General features: G+C 46.2%; 15 protein-coding genes. 2 read left to right on the top strand and 13 right to left on the bottom strand.

The features are described 5' to 3' along the window. Positions 1 to 15: 15 nt before the first annotated feature. From BACPLE_RS08315 to BACPLE_RS08300, 4 genes are all read right to left on the bottom strand, one after another. On the bottom strand, positions 16 to 975 hold the full coding sequence (locus BACPLE_RS08315; protein WP_007560818.1) for a hypothetical protein: 960 nt from the start codon (positions 973 to 975) through the stop codon (positions 16 to 18). Continuing rightward, a complete protein-coding gene (locus tag BACPLE_RS08310; protein WP_007560816.1) occupies positions 972 to 2,813 on the bottom strand; it encodes a peptidase U32 family protein in 1,842 nt (613 codons plus the stop codon). The genes BACPLE_RS08315 and BACPLE_RS08310 overlap by 4 nt, the downstream gene beginning before the upstream one ends. Continuing rightward, positions 2,813 to 3,736: a homoserine O-acetyltransferase MetA gene (gene metA, locus BACPLE_RS08305; protein ID WP_007560814.1), complete on the bottom strand. Its 924-nt coding sequence runs from the start codon at positions 3,734 to 3,736 to the stop codon at positions 2,813 to 2,815. The genes BACPLE_RS08310 and metA overlap by 1 nt, the downstream gene beginning before the upstream one ends. 101 nt (positions 3,737 to 3,837) lie before the next feature. After that, entirely contained in the window at positions 3,838 to 4,731 is an 894-nt protein-coding gene (locus BACPLE_RS08300; RefSeq protein WP_007560812.1) for a LysR substrate-binding domain-containing protein, read from the bottom strand. A gap of 212 nt (positions 4,732 to 4,943) precedes the next feature. Between BACPLE_RS08300 and BACPLE_RS08295 the strand changes: the two genes are divergently transcribed. Together BACPLE_RS08295 and BACPLE_RS08290 are read left to right on the top strand one after the other, a co-directional pair. Further along, positions 4,944 to 5,378 (top strand): hypothetical protein, encoded by a 435-nt coding sequence (locus BACPLE_RS08295; RefSeq protein ID WP_040312893.1) that lies wholly within the window; start codon positions 4,944 to 4,946, stop codon positions 5,376 to 5,378. An 18-nt stretch (positions 5,379 to 5,396) separates the two neighbouring features. Then, a complete protein-coding gene (locus tag BACPLE_RS08290) occupies positions 5,397 to 6,851 on the top strand; it encodes a catalase (protein ID WP_007560808.1) in 1,455 nt (484 codons plus the stop codon). A gap of 77 nt (positions 6,852 to 6,928) precedes the next feature. Here BACPLE_RS08290 and BACPLE_RS08285 read toward each other — a convergent pair whose 3' ends face one another. The 9 genes from BACPLE_RS08285 to BACPLE_RS08245 all read right to left on the bottom strand — a co-directional run bounded on the left by BACPLE_RS08285 (position 6,929) and on the right by BACPLE_RS08245 (position 18,314). Continuing rightward, positions 6,929 to 8,104, bottom strand: a complete 1,176-nt coding sequence (locus tag BACPLE_RS08285) for a TolC family protein (protein ID WP_007560806.1) — start codon at positions 8,102 to 8,104, stop codon at positions 6,929 to 6,931. Next, positions 8,101 to 11,214, bottom strand: coding sequence for an efflux RND transporter permease subunit (locus tag BACPLE_RS08280; RefSeq protein WP_007560804.1), 3,114 nt, complete (start codon positions 11,212 to 11,214; stop codon positions 8,101 to 8,103). Before BACPLE_RS08280 ends, BACPLE_RS08285 begins: the two co-directional genes overlap by 4 nt. Before the next feature lie 12 nt (positions 11,215 to 11,226). Beyond that, positions 11,227 to 12,381 (bottom strand): efflux RND transporter periplasmic adaptor subunit, encoded by a 1,155-nt coding sequence (locus BACPLE_RS08275; protein WP_040312888.1) that lies wholly within the window; start codon positions 12,379 to 12,381, stop codon positions 11,227 to 11,229. Between the two features lie 81 nt (positions 12,382 to 12,462). Continuing rightward, positions 12,463 to 12,885: a DUF6769 family protein gene (locus tag BACPLE_RS08270; protein WP_007560800.1), complete on the bottom strand. Its 423-nt coding sequence runs from the start codon at positions 12,883 to 12,885 to the stop codon at positions 12,463 to 12,465. A 409-nt stretch (positions 12,886 to 13,294) separates the two neighbouring features. After that, positions 13,295 to 13,969, bottom strand: coding sequence for an FKBP-type peptidyl-prolyl cis-trans isomerase (locus BACPLE_RS08265; RefSeq protein ID WP_007560796.1), 675 nt, complete (start codon positions 13,967 to 13,969; stop codon positions 13,295 to 13,297). A 14-nt stretch (positions 13,970 to 13,983) separates the two neighbouring features. Beyond that, positions 13,984 to 15,525, bottom strand: a complete 1,542-nt coding sequence (locus BACPLE_RS08260; protein WP_007560794.1) for a glycine--tRNA ligase — start codon at positions 15,523 to 15,525, stop codon at positions 13,984 to 13,986. A 108-nt stretch (positions 15,526 to 15,633) separates the two neighbouring features. Further along, positions 15,634 to 16,431, bottom strand: a complete 798-nt coding sequence (locus BACPLE_RS08255; protein WP_007560792.1) for an MBL fold metallo-hydrolase — start codon at positions 16,429 to 16,431, stop codon at positions 15,634 to 15,636. Then, positions 16,428 to 17,453, bottom strand: coding sequence for a UDP-N-acetylmuramate dehydrogenase (murB, locus tag BACPLE_RS08250; RefSeq protein ID WP_007560790.1), 1,026 nt, complete (start codon positions 17,451 to 17,453; stop codon positions 16,428 to 16,430). Before murB ends, BACPLE_RS08255 begins: the two co-directional genes overlap by 4 nt. A gap of 6 nt (positions 17,454 to 17,459) precedes the next feature. Beyond that, positions 17,460 to 18,314 (bottom strand): DUF4348 domain-containing protein, encoded by an 855-nt coding sequence (locus BACPLE_RS08245; protein WP_007560788.1) that lies wholly within the window; start codon positions 18,312 to 18,314, stop codon positions 17,460 to 17,462. Positions 18,315 to 18,339 lie beyond the last annotated feature (25 nt).

Here is an 18,339-nt window from a genome sequence, read left to right as displayed (position 1 = left end):
AAATTCTGCCGATTCTTACTCATTCAATGCGCCACAGTGCGGGCAAATGCCTTTCGATCTCATTTTTGCGCCGCAAGAACCACAGGCATATGGATAGCCATGCGATTTCCGGAGCTGGCGAATACACCACAAGGTATATCCGATAAAGCCCACATAAGCGAGGTACACCCATAAATAAGTAAAGAAAATATAAAGAAATATGCAATAGGAAGCCAGTCCCAGCAGATAGAAGAAGGCTACTTCAAAAGAGGTCTGATGAAACAAATCATCCAGTAAAGCGACTCCTAACAGCAAAATAAAGAACACACTGAGCACAAACAGCCCTAACACAAAAGGCAGATCGAACGGATTCAGGGACGGATCATAATAATACCGCTCCCAGGTTTCCGGCACAAAATGCTGCATGCTGTTATAAAGTGTGGCGGCCGCCACAAGCAACCACGACAACGTAATAGGGAACACACTGTCTATGTCGTTCAGCCAGATGAGTTTTATCTGCTTGCGTCGTACGGCACGGTACACAAAGCAAAGAAAGAACACTGCCAATACCAGAAAGAACGGTAAAGTGTGTGAATTACTGAACAAATGGATGCAGCGTGAAATCGGATCTACAGGGACAATGTGCGTCAAAAGCTGATGTTCCGGAATCCAGCCTATGGTTTCCTGGTCGCGTGCCACCTTCACCCACACTGAATCATCCTGCATTTCCGTGCGCAGCGATATTTCTGCTACCACCAGTTCATCTCCTTCCCTTACCGGAATAGAGTCGAGCAACGGAAGCAGACGCAACCAGAGTGTATCTGCTGTCACACGGAAATTGCTGTTCAGTGCATACGGACGTTCTTTCTGTACCGACACGGCTACCGAGTCTTCCTGCCCATTCTTTACAGCCGAAGACAAGGTAGTGCGGTAATGACAGGCCGTCATACACAGCAACAGAAAGAGTATGCCCAGAAAATATTGTAAGTGCTTCATGAAGATGCCCGATTATCCAATGAAACTTTCATCTGACAAACCTTACAGTCAAAGTCAAGGCGGAAACGTCGTCCGTCCGTACTTACCAAGTAATACGGCTCACGATAAGGCGACTTCACCTTATGATGTACCGGACACCATCCCATGCTATAACGCAGGCAATGCTTGCAGAACATCAACACCGCATCGGCCTGTGCTTCCTTTTCAAAAGCCGGCTCCACTCGCTTCACTCCATGGTCATGGTAGAAAGCCTGTGCCTTTCCGTTCATCACATTTCCTAAATAAGTCAGTTCGCCTGCCGGAAAAGCATGAACTGTTTTCGGGAAACGAACTCTTTCCTGTGGATAGTTGATGCGACGAGCCTCCAGCAGTTTCTCTACTGCCGTACGACGTAAATCCGCAAGCACTGATGAAGGAATAAACCAGTCGCCCGATAAAGAAATATCCAAACTTTCCAGCTCAAAAGGCGTATTTCCCAACTTGCCCAACTGATTTCTCAGGTTTTCAGCCTGGGGTGTACGCGCCGGTGCTTTTTCGTACGGCAATGTCACGCTGATGCTATTATCGTCCTCATCGGTCAAAGTCAGTGTAAATCCGAAATTGTTTTCTTCCAATGCCATGGCCACGGCTATCTTCCGCTCTGCCGATTTTTTCTGCATCACCCGCTCAAACTCCTGGTCAAAGTTACGGTAAAGCCTGGTCTTCGGTCGAAGGCGTGGCATTTCCTGCGGATAAAGTTTATTGTTTTCTACGCGATTTACCCGGAATCCATGCAGTTTTCCCGCCTCATCCAGATAACAAAGTCCATCACCGTTACTGAAAGGTTTGACACCTGCCACGGTAAAATAGTTGCCGCGTACTTCCTTCACCACTCCCATTTCTTCACCTAACGACTTCGGCGTATGAAAGGAGAAAATATCCGGTGTACGTCCGTGCAGGAAATAATCAGTAAAACCCCTGCTGAAACTCTTGTCCAATTGCGGACGAAAAGCCAGCCGGACCGTGCCGGAAGAAGCACGTATATATTCTTTGCGGCGTTTGAATATCGCATCCAATTTCTGGCGATAGTAAGCCGTCACATTCTTTACATAGGCTACATCCTTCAAACGTCCTTCTATTTTCAGCGAAGAGGCACCGGCATCCAGCAAGGCTTCCAGGTTCTCGCTCTGGTTCATATCTTTCAAGGAAAGCAAGTGTTTACCACGGGCAATCGTTTTCCCGTCGGCATCTACCATATCAAAACTCAGGCGACAGAACTGTGCACATTCTCCCCGGTTGGCACTACGACCAAAGCAAGCCTGGCTGACATAACATTGTCCGCTATAGCTTACGCACAAGGCTCCGTGTACAAACACTTCCAGCGGTGTATCCGGACAGGCTGCATGAATCTTTGCAATTTCATCCAGCGTCAGTTCACGGGCCAACACCACCTGACGGAAACCTGCCTCAGCCAGGAATTTCACTTTTTGCGGAGTGCGGTTGTCCATCTGCGTACTGGCATGCAAAGGAATCGGAGGAAGATTCAGACGGGTAATCCCCATATCCTGCACAATCAAGGCATCCACCCCAATCCGGTACAAATCCCAAATCATTTTCTCCGTTTCTGCCAGTTCTTCATCTTTCAAAATTGTATTGACAGTCACGTAAATACGCACCCGATATAAATGTGCGTAACGCACCAGGGCTTCAATGTCTTCCAGAGAATTTCCGGCAGCTGCACGCGCGCCAAAACGAGGTGCACCGATATACACCGCATCGGCACCATGATTAATGGCTTCCATTCCACACTCCAAGTTCTTTGCCGGAGCAAGCAGTTCGATAGGACGTTGTCTGAGCATTATTTTATCTGATTGATGTCGTAAGGAGTTTCCTGATATACATAATAGTTCAACCAATTGGAGAACAAGAGGTTGGCCACACTTCGCCAGCGTACCAGCGGTCCTTTCTCCGGATTGTCCTCACGATAATAGTTTCGAGGCATTTCAATAGGAAGTCCCTTATCCAGGTCACGACGATACTCCGTGTCCAAAGTATAAGGAGAATATTCGGAATGTCCGGTCACGAAAAACTCACGTCCGCCGCGAGCCATCACAATGTGTACACCAGAGTCAGCCGATTCCGAAATTACCTGCAAACCTTCACACTTCTCGATGTCTTCCCGACGGACTTCCGTATGACGGCTATGAGGTACATAAAACACATCATCAAACCCACGGAAAATAGGCAACTGCTGGAATCCGTCGCAGATATGATGTTCAAAAATTCCAAACATTTTCTTTTCCAGCGGATATTTCGGAATGCCATAATGATAATACAATCCCGCCTGTGCCGCCCAGCATATATAAAAAGTAGAAGTCACATGCGTACGGGTCCACTCAAAAATCTCCGTAATTTCATCCCAATAATTTACATCCTCAAAATCGAGATGTTCCACCGGTGCACCCGTAATAATCATTCCGTCGAACTTCTCATTCTTCATCAGTTCAAAGTCGCGGTAGAAAGCTTTCATGTGTTCCACCGGCGTATTTTTTGACGTATGACTTTTCAGCTTCATCAGACTTACTTCTATCTGAAGAGGAGAGTTCGAAAGCAAACGAATCAAATCGGTTTCTGTAGTAATCTTGATGGGCATCAGGTTCAGCACCACAATTTTCAACGGACGAATATCCTGTGAGCTGGCACGAGAATTATCGATAACGAAAATATTCTCCTCCTTCAGCAAATCAATTGCGGGCAGTTTATCGGGTAAATTTAATGGCATAGCGCTGTGTTTCTGTTTTAATTTTTATCGACCGACAAAGTTAATAATTCAGAACGGATTAAGAGAAACAGGGGCCTGTCTTTTTTACATCTTATCATTATTTAGCTTCTCTCTTCACCCCCTGCCACTTTTCGGAGAAAATCCGCAAAAGCCAATGCTGATTTCTTACGGTAATCTCCCTGTGCCCAGAACAAAAAACCTTGTGAAGTCAGCTTGTCGGCACACAATATCGGAATTTGTACAAGGTTCTCTTCTCCCCGTACAGCCGCCTGCGTCAATATAGTTCCCCAATATCCTTCACGCAAGGTATGAATGATGGTATGCACGTCATTCATCTCCACGCCTACCGTCAACTCCAACTGATGCTTCCGGCACAGGTCGTCTACTCTTTTTCGGGTGGCAAATCCTTTTCCCGGCAAAATCAAGGGAGTTTCAGAAAGCCGCTTCAAGGTGATGGATGACAATTCGGCCAACGGATGGGAACAATGCACAATAAAGCGAAGCATGGAAGAGAACAAAGGCATGGTTTCCAGATGCTCTGACACGCCTTCCGGTTTAAAGGACAACACAAAATCCAACTGATTAGCCTCTAATCTGTCCAACAACTCTTCGGAAGTGCCAAAACTGACATTGACCTTTATTTTGGGATAAGTCTTGGAAAATAATCCCAACGCTGCAATCAATAACGGACTCATGCTGTAAGTCACTCCTACATGAAGCACTCCCGTTTCAATACCTTTCAGGTCGCGAATAATCTGTTTCCCGTTTTCTGCATCGCGTATTGCCCTGACAGCATAAGGCAGAAAAGCCAGCCCGGCCTCCGTAGGTACAATCCGCTTGCCAATACGGTCGAACAACAGCACATCCAGCTCATCTTCCAGCTGTTTGATTTGCTGTGAAAGGGTACTTTGAGAGATGTGCAGCACACGAGCTGCCTCTGAAAAGTTCTGTAGTTCGCAGGCTTCCTTAAAGTATTTCAATTGACGCAGTTCCATGTCCTTATCGTTTTTATCTATGGATATTATCGAAAAAATGAGTTTTGCAAATATAAATAAATATTCTCAGCCCACTTATCTTTGTTAAAAAAGAAACGCTATATGAAAAAAATCATCAGTTTAATGTGTGCCTGGCTGGCAATAACCGTCTCGGCACAAACCGCAAAAACAATGAACAAAAATTGCCCAAGAACCATGTTGTTACCAATAAGATGAAAGCCACTGTCTTATATTACAGCCACAAAGGAAAGACCGCCTTTTTCGCACGAGAGATAGCCATGTATCTCTGGTCAAAAGGGTTGAACGTCAGCCTGAGTGCCATTTCTGATTTTAACACCCAAAAGCTGAACGAGACGGACTTCCTTATCTCCGGATGCTGGACGTGTGGCTGGTTCGTCGTCGGACAGCACCCCCACAAGAAATGGAGAGCATGCAGCCGGAAAATGGCAGGACGCATATCTCCGCATCGTACACTACTTTTTACCACGTATAAATTCAGGACAGGCAGTATGTACCGGAAAATGAAGAAAACATTGAAGATTTCACGGAATACCCACATACCTTTTCTGAAATCCAAAAACGGATTGCTGACAGAAACAGACAAAAAGATATTAGACCAATTTATCAGTACATCCCTTTTTTATTAATTATAAATGTAATATTGTATGGAAAATAAAAAACTGACCAGCGCTTCAGGAGCACCTGTAGCCGACAACCACAATGTGGCCACCGCAGGACGGAGAGGCCCGATGCTTTTACAAGACGTATGGTTTCTTGAGAAACTGGCACATTTTGACCGCGAAGTGATTCCAGAACGGCGTATGCATGCCAAAGGCTCCGGTGCCTTCGGAAAATTTACGGTCACTCATGACATTACAGCCTACACCAAGGCAGCTATTTTCTCACAGATTGGAAAAGAAACAGAACTGTTTGTCCGTTTCTCTACCGTAGCCGGTGAACGAGGAGCGGCAGATGCCGAACGTGATATTCGCGGATTCGCCATCAAATTCTATACAGAAGAAGGCAACTGGGATTTGGTCGGTAACAACACCCCCGTCTTCTTCCTTCGTGACCCGCTGAAATTCCCCGACCTGAATCATGCGGTAAAACGTGACCCGCGCACCAATATGCGAAGCGCACGCAACAACTGGGATTTCTGGACGTTACTACCTGAAGCACTGCATCAGGTAACCATCACCATGAGCGACCGAGGTATTCCGGCCTCTTACCGCCACATGCACGGATACGGAAGCCATACATTCTCACTTATCAACGCAGAAGGAAAACGCACTTGGGTGAAATTCCACCTGCATACGCAGCAGGGTATCAAGAACTTGACCGATGCAGAAGCAGAAGCCATCATTGCCAAAGACCGTGAAAGCCACCAGCGCGATTTGTATGAAAGCATTGAGAAGGGTGACTTCCCCAAATGGACTATGTACATTCAGGTAATGACGGAAGAGCAGGCCAAGAACTGTCCGTTCAATCCGTTCGACCTGACCAAAGTCTGGTCGCAGAAAGAATATCCGTTGATTGAAGTGGGCGTAATGGAACTGAACCGCAATCCAGAAAACTACTTCGCGGATGTAGAGCAGGCAGCGTTCAATCCGGCCAATGTGGTACCGGGTATCAGTTTCTCACCCGACCGTATGCTGCAAGGACGTCTGTTCTCTTACGGAGATACACAGCGCTACCGACTGGGAGTGAACCATCACCAGATTCCGGTCAACCGCAGCCGTTGTCCTTTCCTGAACATGTATCATCGGGACGGACAGATGCGCGTGGACGGGAACCATGGGTCTACGTTAGGATATGAGCCCAACAGCTACGAAGAATGGCAGCACCAGACGGAATACAAGGAGCCGCCATTGGAACTCGATGGAGCCGCTTACCAATGGGACTACCGGGAAGATGATTCGGATTACTATTCTCAACCAGGCGATCTGTTCCGACTGATGACTCCCGCCCAGCAGCAGGTGCTCTTCGAAAATACGGCAAGAGCCATGGGAGATATTCCGGAAGAAATCAAGCTTCGCCATATACGGAACTGCATGAAAGCAGATGAGAATTATGGAAAGGGAGTGGCAAAAGCCCTGAATATTCCATTAGAAAAGATTTGAATAACAAACTGACTTGACCCAAAAATCATCCCCGGTAATTTATCGCTAATTACCGGGGATGGATTCTTTATGACCTATCAAAGACGGTTTTTATAAATATCCGCCATCAGTTTCTGATACTGGTTTTCAAGGGTAATATAACTTTGCAGGTTGCCGTACACGTTATCGGCCTCTACATAAAAGTCAATAATCGAAAGTTGTCCGGCAGTCACGGCATCATAAAGCAAGCGGAGGGTATGATGCATCAAAGGCACATCGTAGGCCTGCATTGCTTCCTGAAGCTGCTGCATTTCATTAAACTGTCCCTGTATTCTTGCTTCCACCTGCAAGCGGGTATTGTCCAGTTGCAGATTGGCACTCAAGGCCTGTGCCTTGGCAATCTTCAGTTTCTTCCGGTTAGAGAATATCGGGAAACTTCCTCCGACCAGGAAACCGTTGCTTTTCTCACCTACCGACGTATTGCGACGGTAACCCACTTCCAGCTTGGGCAGCCAGTTCTGCTTGTTCACGCTTACCTGTTCCGCAGCCGCACGGGAAGCCGCATCTGCCGCCTGAAGGTCTGCATCCTGCATCATTACCTCGTTGTACAATGTATGATAGTCACGAATGGCTTCCACTGCCGGATAACGGTCTTCTGCAAACTCCAACGGAAGGTTGCCGTTCATCGCCAGCAGTTGCTGAAGTGCCGTACGATGTGCTGCATGGTTCTGTGCCACTTCCGTCTGCACCTTCATGCGTTCCATCTTGATTTTATTCACCTCCAAGGCATTGGCATCTCCTTCTTTCAAACGCTTTTCAAACAACTGCAACAGGGCATCGGCATTTTTCTGTCGTTCCATGAGCAAAGCCTGTTCCTGATTCAGGCGAATCAGGTCGAGACACAGATTCTTGGCCTGCAGCAGAATATCGCGACGAAGCGCCTGCTGCTGACGGTCGAGCACATCTTTCTGCAGTTTTCCGGAACGATTGCGTGCCGCATACAAGGTCGGGAAATCAAATCCCTGTGTCACCACCAGTTCCGAACTGGCCATTCCGTCTACTCCTTTGGCAAAGAACGGACTGTACTCCACACTGGGGTCTTCCAGGTTATTCTGCGTCTGCACTTCCATCTTAGCTGCTTCCGTAGAATGAAAGACCGCCTGCAGTTCTTTGTTATTCTGCTCTACGGACTGCAACACTTCTTCTATTTTCTGTGCCTGCACGCTGCTGGCAAATGCCAGTCCTGCAAGCCACATCCATCCTATTTTTTTCATTCTTCTGTTCTTTTAAGGTTTTTCTTCCGGTTCATTAACTCGTACACAATAGGAATGACAAACGCATTCAGGAAAGTGGAAGTCAGCAGACCTCCCAGAATGACCTTCGCCATCGGACTCTGAATTTCATTTCCCGGCAAATCGCCGCGCAAGGCCAGCGGAATCAATGCAAAAGCAGAGGACAGAGCCGTCATCAGAATCGGATTCAGACGGTCGAGCGAACCGCGCACCACACTTTCACGCACTCCCAACTGCTGTTCTTCACGCAACAGATTGTAGTGTGTGACAAGCAGCATTCCGTTACGGGTAGCGATTCCGAACAACGAGATGAAACCGATAATGGCAGGAATGCTGACTTCACCCGTAGTCAGGAAGAGGGCAAAAACTCCTCCAATCAGGGCCAAAGGCAGATTCAACAGGATAACGCCACTTTCTGCCGCATCGTGGAACTGCATGTACAGCAGCAGGAAAATCACTGCAATACTCATCAGAGAAGTCAGCAACAAGGTACGACTGGCAGCCTGTTCACTTTCAAACTGTCCGCCGTATTCTATATGATACCCTTCCGGCAAGCTGATTTTTTCTTCTACCCTATGCTGGATGTCGTTCACCACACTGCGCAGGTCACGCCCGCTGGTATTGGCCGAGATTACAATTTTTCGTTTTACGTTCTCACGGTTGATGGTATTGGGACCCATGGAAGAAGTCACATCTGCTACGTAAGAAAGAGGTATCTTCCGGCCTTGTGCATCATCAATCATCAACTCCTTGACACGTTCCATCGTACCACGGTCAGATTCTGCGGCACGTACCACCAGGTTAAAGGTCTTTCCCTGTTCATATACCTGCGACACGACCTCACCGGCCATATTGACCGTGACAAACTCACTGAACTGCGGCAACGAGATACCGTATTTAGCCAGCATTTCACGCTTCGGCACAATCTTCAGTTCCGGACGCTCAATCTGCTGTTCCACATTCAGGTCAGCAATTCCCTCTACATCGCTCACTGCTTCCTTTATCTGGTTACCGATGGCAAACATCCGGTTCAGGTCGTCGCCAAACAGCTTGATGGCAATGCTGGCCTGTGTACCGCTCAACATAGCATCAATACGGTGGCTGATGGGCTGCCCGATTTCAATGTTGGCCCCCGTAATAACCGACAGTTTGTGACGTACTTCGTCCAGCAATTCGGCATGCGAACGGTCTTTCAGTTCAAAAGGTGCTTCTATTTCGGATACATTCACACCCAGCGCATGTTCATCCAGCTCCGCACGCCCTGTCTTACGGGCTACGGTCTGAATTTCAGGAATCGAAAGCAGCAGTTCTTCTGCCTGACGGCCTATCTTGTCGGATTCTTCCAGTGAAATACCCGGCAATGAACTGACATTGATGGTGAAGGAACCTTCATTGAAAGAAGGAAGGAAGCTGTGCCCCAACGTAAAGAAAATTCCCAACGCCACGATAAAGAAAGCTACCGTTCCTCCCAATACCGTCTTCTTATGTTCCAGCGCCCAAAGCAAGGCTCGTTCATAATATTTCTTCAACCATACGGCAAGGAAGGCTTCCTTGGGCAATCCCTCTCCCTTGGAAGTATTTTTACCCAACAGGTAGCTGCAAAGTACCGGAGTCAGGGTCAAAGCTACTATCGTTGAAGCAAACAAAGACACGATAAAAGAAATACCCAGCGGCACCAACATACGTCCTTCCATTCCGCTCAGGAAGAAAAGAGGAATAAAGCTGACAATGATAATCAACGTAGAGTTCAGAATAGGCATACGTACCTCACGTGAAGCCTGAAAGACAACTTCCCGTACCGGTTTCCGTTCCGCTAACGACAACTGACGGTTTTCACGCAGATGCTTCCATACATTTTCCACGTCCACAATGGCATCGTCCACCAGCGAACCGATGGCAATGGCCATACCACCCAGACTCATGGTATTGATACTAAGTCCCAGGTAATGCAAGGTCAGGATGGCTACCACAAGCGACAGGGGAAGGGTAATCAGTGAAATAATCGTAGTACGTGTGTTGGCCAGGAACAGGAACAGCACAATCACCACGAAAATGGCACCTTCGTAAAGCGAGTCCTGCACGTTGCTGATAGAGCTCTCAATAAAACGTGACTGACGGAAGATGTCGGTAGAGATATGCACATCCTTCGGCAAGTTCTTCTGCAAATCGGCCAAAGCGGCTTCCAGTTTTTCGGTCAGCTCAATGGTTCCGGTATTTGGTTGCTTGGTCACCGTAATGAGTACCGCCGGCTTTCCTTTTTCAGAAGCCAATCCCAACTTGGGTTGCTGCGACCCGATACGTACATCGGCCACATCCTCCAAGGTAATGGGTGCCCCGTCTGGAGTAGTCTTGATGACAGCACGTCCCAACTTACGCACATCGTCGGTAGAGATGACTCCACGCACGATGTATTCATTTCCGTATTCATAAATGACACCTCCGTTGGTGTTCTGGTTCATGCCTCGTGACACTTCCATCACTTCGCCCAACGTCACGCCATAGTGGCGCATACGGTCCGGATGAACCAAAATCTGATATTCCTTGATGTCGCCTCCCAGTACAGCTACCTGAGCCACACCTCCGGTAGACAGCAGACGCGGACGGATGGTCCAGTCGGCCATGGTACGCAAATCCTGCATGGAAGTGGAATCGGAAGTCAATCCCACAATCAATAGCTCTCCTAAGATAGACGACTGAGGGCCCAATGTCGGTTTACCCACATTGTCGGGCAAGTCCTCGCCTGCCGCCGCCAGTTTCTCCGACACAATCTGGCGCGCCAGGTAAATGTCGGTATCCCACTCAAATTCCACCCATACAACAGAAAATCCCGTGGTAGAGGAAGAACGTACCCTGCGTACATGAGTAGCCCCGTTTACGGCAGTCTCTATCGGGAAAGTAACCAGCTGTTCTACCTCTTCGGCAGCCATCCCGTTGGCTTCGGTCATCACCACTACGGTAGGCGCATTCAAGTCAGGGAACACGTCCACTTCGGTATGGAAAGCTGTATAGGTTCCCCCTATCAGCAACAACACCGAAGCCACCAGAACCAGCAAGCGGTTCTGTAGCGAAAATCGTATAATTTTATTCAGCATAGCGGGTCATTTTTAATGGTTGTGTGAATGAGCCGGAATAGCATTGGAAGCGGCAGCCAGTTTCACATGAATGGCACCACGAGTCACCACGGTATCTCCGTCTTTCAGTCCGGAAAGAATTTCTACCCGCTCTCCGTTGGAAGTTCCTAATTGTACCTCTTGTTTCTTATAACACTCGTCGTCGAGTTTCAGGTACACAAAATAAAGTCCCTGTTCTTCGGTCAGCGCCGATTCCGGCAAGCTGATGACTCCCTGACGTTCGCCCGACAGGAGAAAGACTTCCACAAATGCGCCTGGAACCATGTCGCCACGGTTGTCAAATTCGAATGTCACCGGTACATAATAAGACGTATCGCCTGATGATTTTCCAAACGAAAGTACTTTTCCGCCCAAGTTCTCCAGGCAGTAGACTTTATTATTATAAGGTGTCTTGAAGTTAGCCGACACAATGCGGGGAAGTTGTGTATAATAACGTTCCGACACATCGACCTTCAGCACCAAGCGGCGCATCTGAGTCACCGTCATCAACGGCTGTCCCACCGTTACGTAATCGCCTTCCTTCACCAGGCAGTTTTTCACGAATCCGCCGATAGGTGCCTTCACGGCTACTCCCTTACCCGACTTGCTGGGCAGCAAAGCCTCGTATGCCAGACGGGCATTCTGGTATGCCTCACGCAAAGCCGCAAATTCTTTCTGCGACACAATCTGGCTGCCTACCAGTTTTTCTGCACGTTCGTATTCTTCCTTGGCTTTTTCATAAGCCACCTTTGCCTTTCTCACGGGGTCACCTTCCTGAATGTGCTCGGCAGATACACTAAGCAGTTCACTACCCTGGCTCACTTCAATTCCTTCCGCAATTTTGCGGGAGAAAGACACCACTCCCGAGGAAGCCGCTACCACCGTTGCTTCCTGGCCTTGTGCCGACAGAATCTGTCCGCCAGCCTGTATCACTTCCCGAAAGGCTCCCGGGTGAATCACTTCAGCTTCCACCCCAGCCGCTTTTGCTTTCTCCGGCGTCAGTACGATTTCATCTGAATGAGCTGTTTTTTCCTCTGCATGTATTTCCGCTTCATGGTCATGACCTTCATGCTCATGGTCGTGTGCATGTTCTCCGCATCCCCCCAAAAGGAACATACACAATGTTCCTGTCAAAATATAGTTTTTCATTGAATACTGTTGTTTTTTGTTTGCAAAAATAATTTCCACACGTTGCAAACAGGTTGCAAAGTGCAGTAACATCCCGAAAAATCAAGCTACAACAGCAAAAGGAGGAGCACGGAAATTGCGAACAGCAGAAAAATGCCGGGCATGCAGTTTTTCTACGTAATAGGAAATCATATCCCCTCGCTCAACAGAAACAGATGGAGCTTCCAGACAAAGGGATGACAGATAAATCAAAGTATAGAATGTATAATCCGGGGTAAAATCCGGCAAATGATGAGGAACAGAAAAAGACAGATGCGTAACACAACTGATATCGCACGCATGCTTGTCAGCATCTCCTGTACAATGGTGCCGTCCTTCGCATCCGTCATGCGATGACGAGGCGCAAATCTCCATATCCGGACTGACACAAAACGCCTCATTGTGATGATGATGTGGAAACACACCTACCACCAGCACCCACAGGCTGACCAACAGCAAACAATATGTACCTAAGATTTGCTTCATTCTTTTTTCTGTCGGGCACAAAATTACAAAGAAATCTCCTAAAAAACAAAAGGCAGTCAACGCAGAACACGCTTACCAACTCTCTATTGAATCTCATACACACCTGAAAAGTTCTAAATATACCCGCGTAAATGAAATATCGAATCAAAACTTTTTATGTTTCCCGCCTGTAAGCCCTACGTTTTCCGACGCAGAGCCGTAAGTTTCCCGCATGAAAAACGTACATTTCCGGCAGGAGAAACATAAAAGGAGACAAACAGTTTTTCTAATAACTACCTGAGCTTTCGACTTCACTACAAAAAGCAATTATACTAATTCCAAAACTCACATCAACTATCACAAAAAAAGACGGTGAAGAAGTGTCTCAAAACCATTTCCTCACCGTCTTTTTTCTATATTAATTCTACAATCAGTCTACTTTCAAACTGTAGCTTTCTATGCCATCAGGATGAATTACTTTTTCCAGTTTCAAATCAAAAATCAAAACTGAATTTGCAGGAATTGAAGACTGATTCTGTGTGCCATATCCAAGGGCAGCCGGAATATATAATTCCACACGTTCACCCTCTTTCATCCACTGCAATGCAGTGATCCAACCTACAATCAATCCATCTGTCTGATTGGCCTGCAATGCAAAATGAGTAGGCACGTGGATTTTTTCATCCAAATCTCCTGTATAGTTTTGATCAAATACAGTTCCATTTATCAGTTTTCCACGATAATACACGCTCACACTATCCGTAAACAATGGGGTCAACCCTTCCTCTTTTCCAACCTCAATAATTCTCATATATACAGAATCACTCGCACTGGCAGGAGTTTCGTAAGGATTAGTAACAATTGTACCCCCCAATCCCGGAGTCGTACTTTCATTCGCAATTTTATAATTCCGATATATTTTCCATTTTCCCACTTCTTCTCCCAAATTTGCGCGAGCCACATCCGCAATGGAATCGATATAGTGTTCATTACGAACTTGCCAGTTCGCATACGGATCTTCCACAGCTGTGTCTTCTGCACACGACACAAAACCGAAAGAAAGAGGGAATAACAGGGCAATCAGCCAAAATAGGTTCTTGTTCATGTAGGTTTAATTTATTACTGCAATGTTTTCAGCAAGCTGGTGATGCTTACCTTGTCTGCAATGATATTATTCAAATCTGCAATAGCCACACGTTCCTGTTCCATGGTGTCACGGTTACGCAGAGTTACGCAGTTGTCTTCCAATGTCTGGTGGTCGATGGTAATACAGTACGGAGTACCGATAGCATCCTGACGACGGTAACGCTTTCCGATAGAATCTTTTTCATCGTACTGGCAGTTGAAGTGGAATTTCAGGTCGTTCACGATTTCACGAGCCTTTTCAGGCAGACCATCTTTTTTCACCAACGGCATGACAGCCAGTTTCACCGGTGCCAGAGCTGCAGGCAATTTCAATACCACACGAGTTTCACCATTTTCCAGTTTTTCTTCATGATAAGCCGCACTCATCACGCTCAGGAACATACGGTCTACACCGATAGAAGTTTCGATGACATACGGAGTATAGCTTTCGTTGATTTCCGGATCAAAGTACTTGATGCTCTTTCCTGAGAATTTTTCGTGCTGACTCAAGTCGAAGTTAGTACGTGAGTGGATACCTTCTACTTCCTTGAATCCGAACGGCATCAGGAATTCAATATCAGTAGCAGCATTAGCATAGTGAGCCAGTTTTTCATGGTCATGATAACGATAGTGGTCGTCACCGAATCCCAGTGCCTTATGCCATTTCAAACGGATTTCTTTCCATTTCTTGAACCAGTCGAGTTCTGTTCCCGGTTTTACGAAGAACTGCATTTCCATCTGTTCGAACTCACGCATACGGAAGATGAACTGACGAGCTACAATTTCATTACGGAAAGCCTTACCAATCTGTGCAATACCGAACGGAATCTTCATACGTCCTGTTTTCTGCACGTTCAGGTAGTTCACGAAAATACCCTGAGCAGTTTCCGGACGCAGGTATACCTTCATAGCACCGTCTGCAGTAGATCCCATTTCAGTAGTAAACATCAGGTTGAACTGACGAACTTCTGTCCAGTTCTTTGTACCAGAAATAGGACATACGATTTCTTCATCCAGAATAATCTGACGAAGTTCGGCTAGGTCGTTGGCATTCATAGCCTTTGAATAACGTTCATGCAATGCATCACGTTTTGCCTGATGTTCCAGCACACGTGCATTGGTGCTACGGAACTCTTCTTCATTGAATGCTTCTCCGTATTTCTTGGCAGCCTTCGCTACTTCCTTATTGATTTTCTCGTCGTATTTAGCAATTTGATCTTCAATCAAGACATCGGCACGGTAGCGCTTCTTTGAATCACGATTGTCAATCAAAGGGTCATTGAAAGCATCTACGTGACCAGAAGCCTTCCAGATAGTAGGGTGCATGAAGATAGCAGAGTCAATACCTACGATGTTGTCGTGCAACAGCACCATGCTCTGCCACCAGTATTGTTTGATATTGTTTTTCAGTTCCACACCGTTCTGACCGTAATCATATACGGCTCCCAGCCCATCATAAATATCACTTGACGGGAATACAAAACCATATTCTTTACAATGTGAAACAAGTTTCTTGAAAACGTCTTCTTGTGCCATTTTTCCTATTATTTTGATTTTTTCTACTTAAATGTCTACTTAATAGGGCACAAAGATACAGATTTATCAATAAAAAAGCATGATAGGTGTATTAATTTATCTTATGAGTTATTTCTTCTCCCTCGTCTCATCCAGTTCTATCACAAGTCCATCGTATGCCAAAAACACATTTTCCGGCAACTGTTCCTGCACTTCCGCATGCAAACCTATCTGATGGCTCATGTGGATAAAGTAAGTTTTCCCAGCTGCAATACGGACCGTCTGCTCCAATGCCGCGGACAAAGACTGGTGCGTCCAATGGTATTCAATACGCAAGGCATTCATCACCAGACAATCCAATCCTTTCAGGTAGTCGTATGAACTTTCAGGAAGATGCAGCATATCTGTAATCCAGGCCATTTTTCCAATACGAAAACCCATAATCGGAAGCTTTCCATGCATCACGCGGAAAGGAATTACTTCCACCTGATTTCCAGCCACATTAGAAACCACGAACGGTTCGCCTTCTTTAATATAATTCAATGGAATATGAGGCACACCAGGATAAAGGTTTTCCGTAAAGCAATAAGGCATGCGGTTCTTCAAGCGAGTGGCAGTATAATCTTCCGCATACACCGGAATGTCACGAAACTTACAGAAAGGTCGCAAATCGTCCAGACCACCCACATGGTCATAATGTTCATGGGTAATCAGCACTCCGTCTATCGCACGAAAATCATTCAGCCGAAGCATCTGTTCGCGAAAATCCGGACCACAGTCGATAAGAATGCGTACTCCATTTACTTCTACCAGACCGGAACAGCGCAAACGGTTGTCACGCGGGTCAGAACTTGTACATACTTTACAAGTACATCCCACCTGAGGCACTCCCGTAGACGTTCCACTTCCTAAAATTGTTATTTTCATTGTTTTACTCCAATAAAGTTCACTTCCGGATGAATGGCCACTCCAAATTTTTCTTTCACAGAACGAACGACTTCTTCTGCCAGCTTGACCACTTCACTTCCGGTAGCTCCTCCCAGATTCACCAACACCAATGCCTGCTTGTCATGTACTCCGGCATTTCCCAGCCGTTTGCCTTTCCATCCACAACGGTCAATCATCCATCCTGCAGGAATTTTTACACGGTCGTCACCTACTTTATAAAAAGGCATATCAGGATATTCCTTGAGCAAATCTTCAAATTGTGCAAGCGGTACAATGGGATTCATAAAGAAACTACCAGCATTTCCAATCTTTTCCGGATCAGGAAGTTTCGCCTCACGGATACGTATAATCACACTACGAAGTTTTTCCAGTGACAATTCTCCTCCCTCCTTCTCCAGCTCGGAGCGGATATTTCCATAATCCAAATGAAACTCCGGCTGTTTTTTCAGGCGATAAGTGACATAAGTCACAATGTAAAGCCCTTTCAACTCTCGTTTAAATACACTTTCACGGTACGCATATCCACACTCATCTTGCTTGAAAAGACGAGTGGTTCCATCATTCACCGCTACCGTTTCGACCGACACAATCAAATCCTTGGCCTCTACTCCATACGCTCCGATATTCTGAACGGCCGAAGCCCCTACCTCTCCAGGTATTAAGGACAGATTCTCCGCACCATACCATCCTTGCTTGACTGTATAATCTACAAAGTCATCCCACACCTCACCAGCACCGACGCGTATTTCTACCCATTCATCGGTTTCACCTACCATCTGCATTCCTTTAATACCAGAATGCAAAACAGTTCCTTGATAATCGGACACAAACAACAGATTACTTCCCCTTCCTACATGTAAAAGAGGAGTCTTTTGTGCTTTCCACTCTTTCAAAAAGCAGAGCAGTTCATTCACTGATTCATATTCCACGAAACGAGCTGCCTTTACATCCATTCCGAATGTATTATAAGGAAGCAATGAGTAATTTGTATAGTCTTTCATAATGCATCAATCGCTCAAATCTTCAAACCGGATAAGTTGCCAGATATTTTCACGCCGTTCAAAATAGAGTGTATTACTAAAGCCGTTTCCAAATCCTTTGAATTCTACTACCTTATAATCGGAATGTATATTTTCAGGCTGGCCATAGTGTACATTAGTCATCTTTCCTTTCATCATCGGGGGACGAAAAGCAAACCATTGCCCCGGTTCCAGCGTGGTTTCCAATATCTGGAATTCATCTTCGGGATCGGCCGTTACAAAATACAGAGGTTCATGCAAACGTTCCTGCTGGAAAAGCGAATCACGTGAAAAACGTTCATAAAAAGTATAGAAATCTTCTTTACCATCGTGTTCCTCTGCCATTTTCTCCACATTAATAGCCTCGAGGAACCAGGAATCTTTTTTCCGTTCAAAATAATAACGCTTGATTTTTTTCTCAGTCAGAAAAATCCAGTCTACCTGTACGCTGTGCATACTGGTATCCTTTTCCATTTCCATATCTTCTTCCTTATCGAAAAGCACCGTGTACGCTTGCTCCCGACTAAATAAAGGATCGTGCTTCCAGTCCTTCTTTTGGATACGATTCACCTGTTTGCCTTTATACAATGAAAAAGGAAATAGCACGCGCGACCGCTGAAACTTTGCATCCGACGCGAAATTGTAGAAAAAATCGGCAAAACTCTCATCTGCCGAAGCAGGTATTTGTTCTTCCACCACAATGGTATCCTGAATCGAATCAGGCAGAACTTTCATAGAATCAATTTGTTCTGTCAATGCGGCAAAAGGATCCACTTTCTTTTTTCCTCCTCCGCAAGATGCCATCAGCGCCAGCAAACAGCATCCAATGATTAATTTCTTCATCTGGTCTCCTCAAATATCGCCGCAA

Origin of the sequence: Phocaeicola plebeius DSM 17135 (genome assembly GCF_000187895.1) — a bacterium.
GTDB lineage: Bacteria > Bacteroidota > Bacteroidia > Bacteroidales > Bacteroidaceae > Phocaeicola > Phocaeicola plebeius.
Note: the sequence above shows the minus strand (reverse complement) of the source record. Positions and strands in the feature narration are given on the sequence as shown.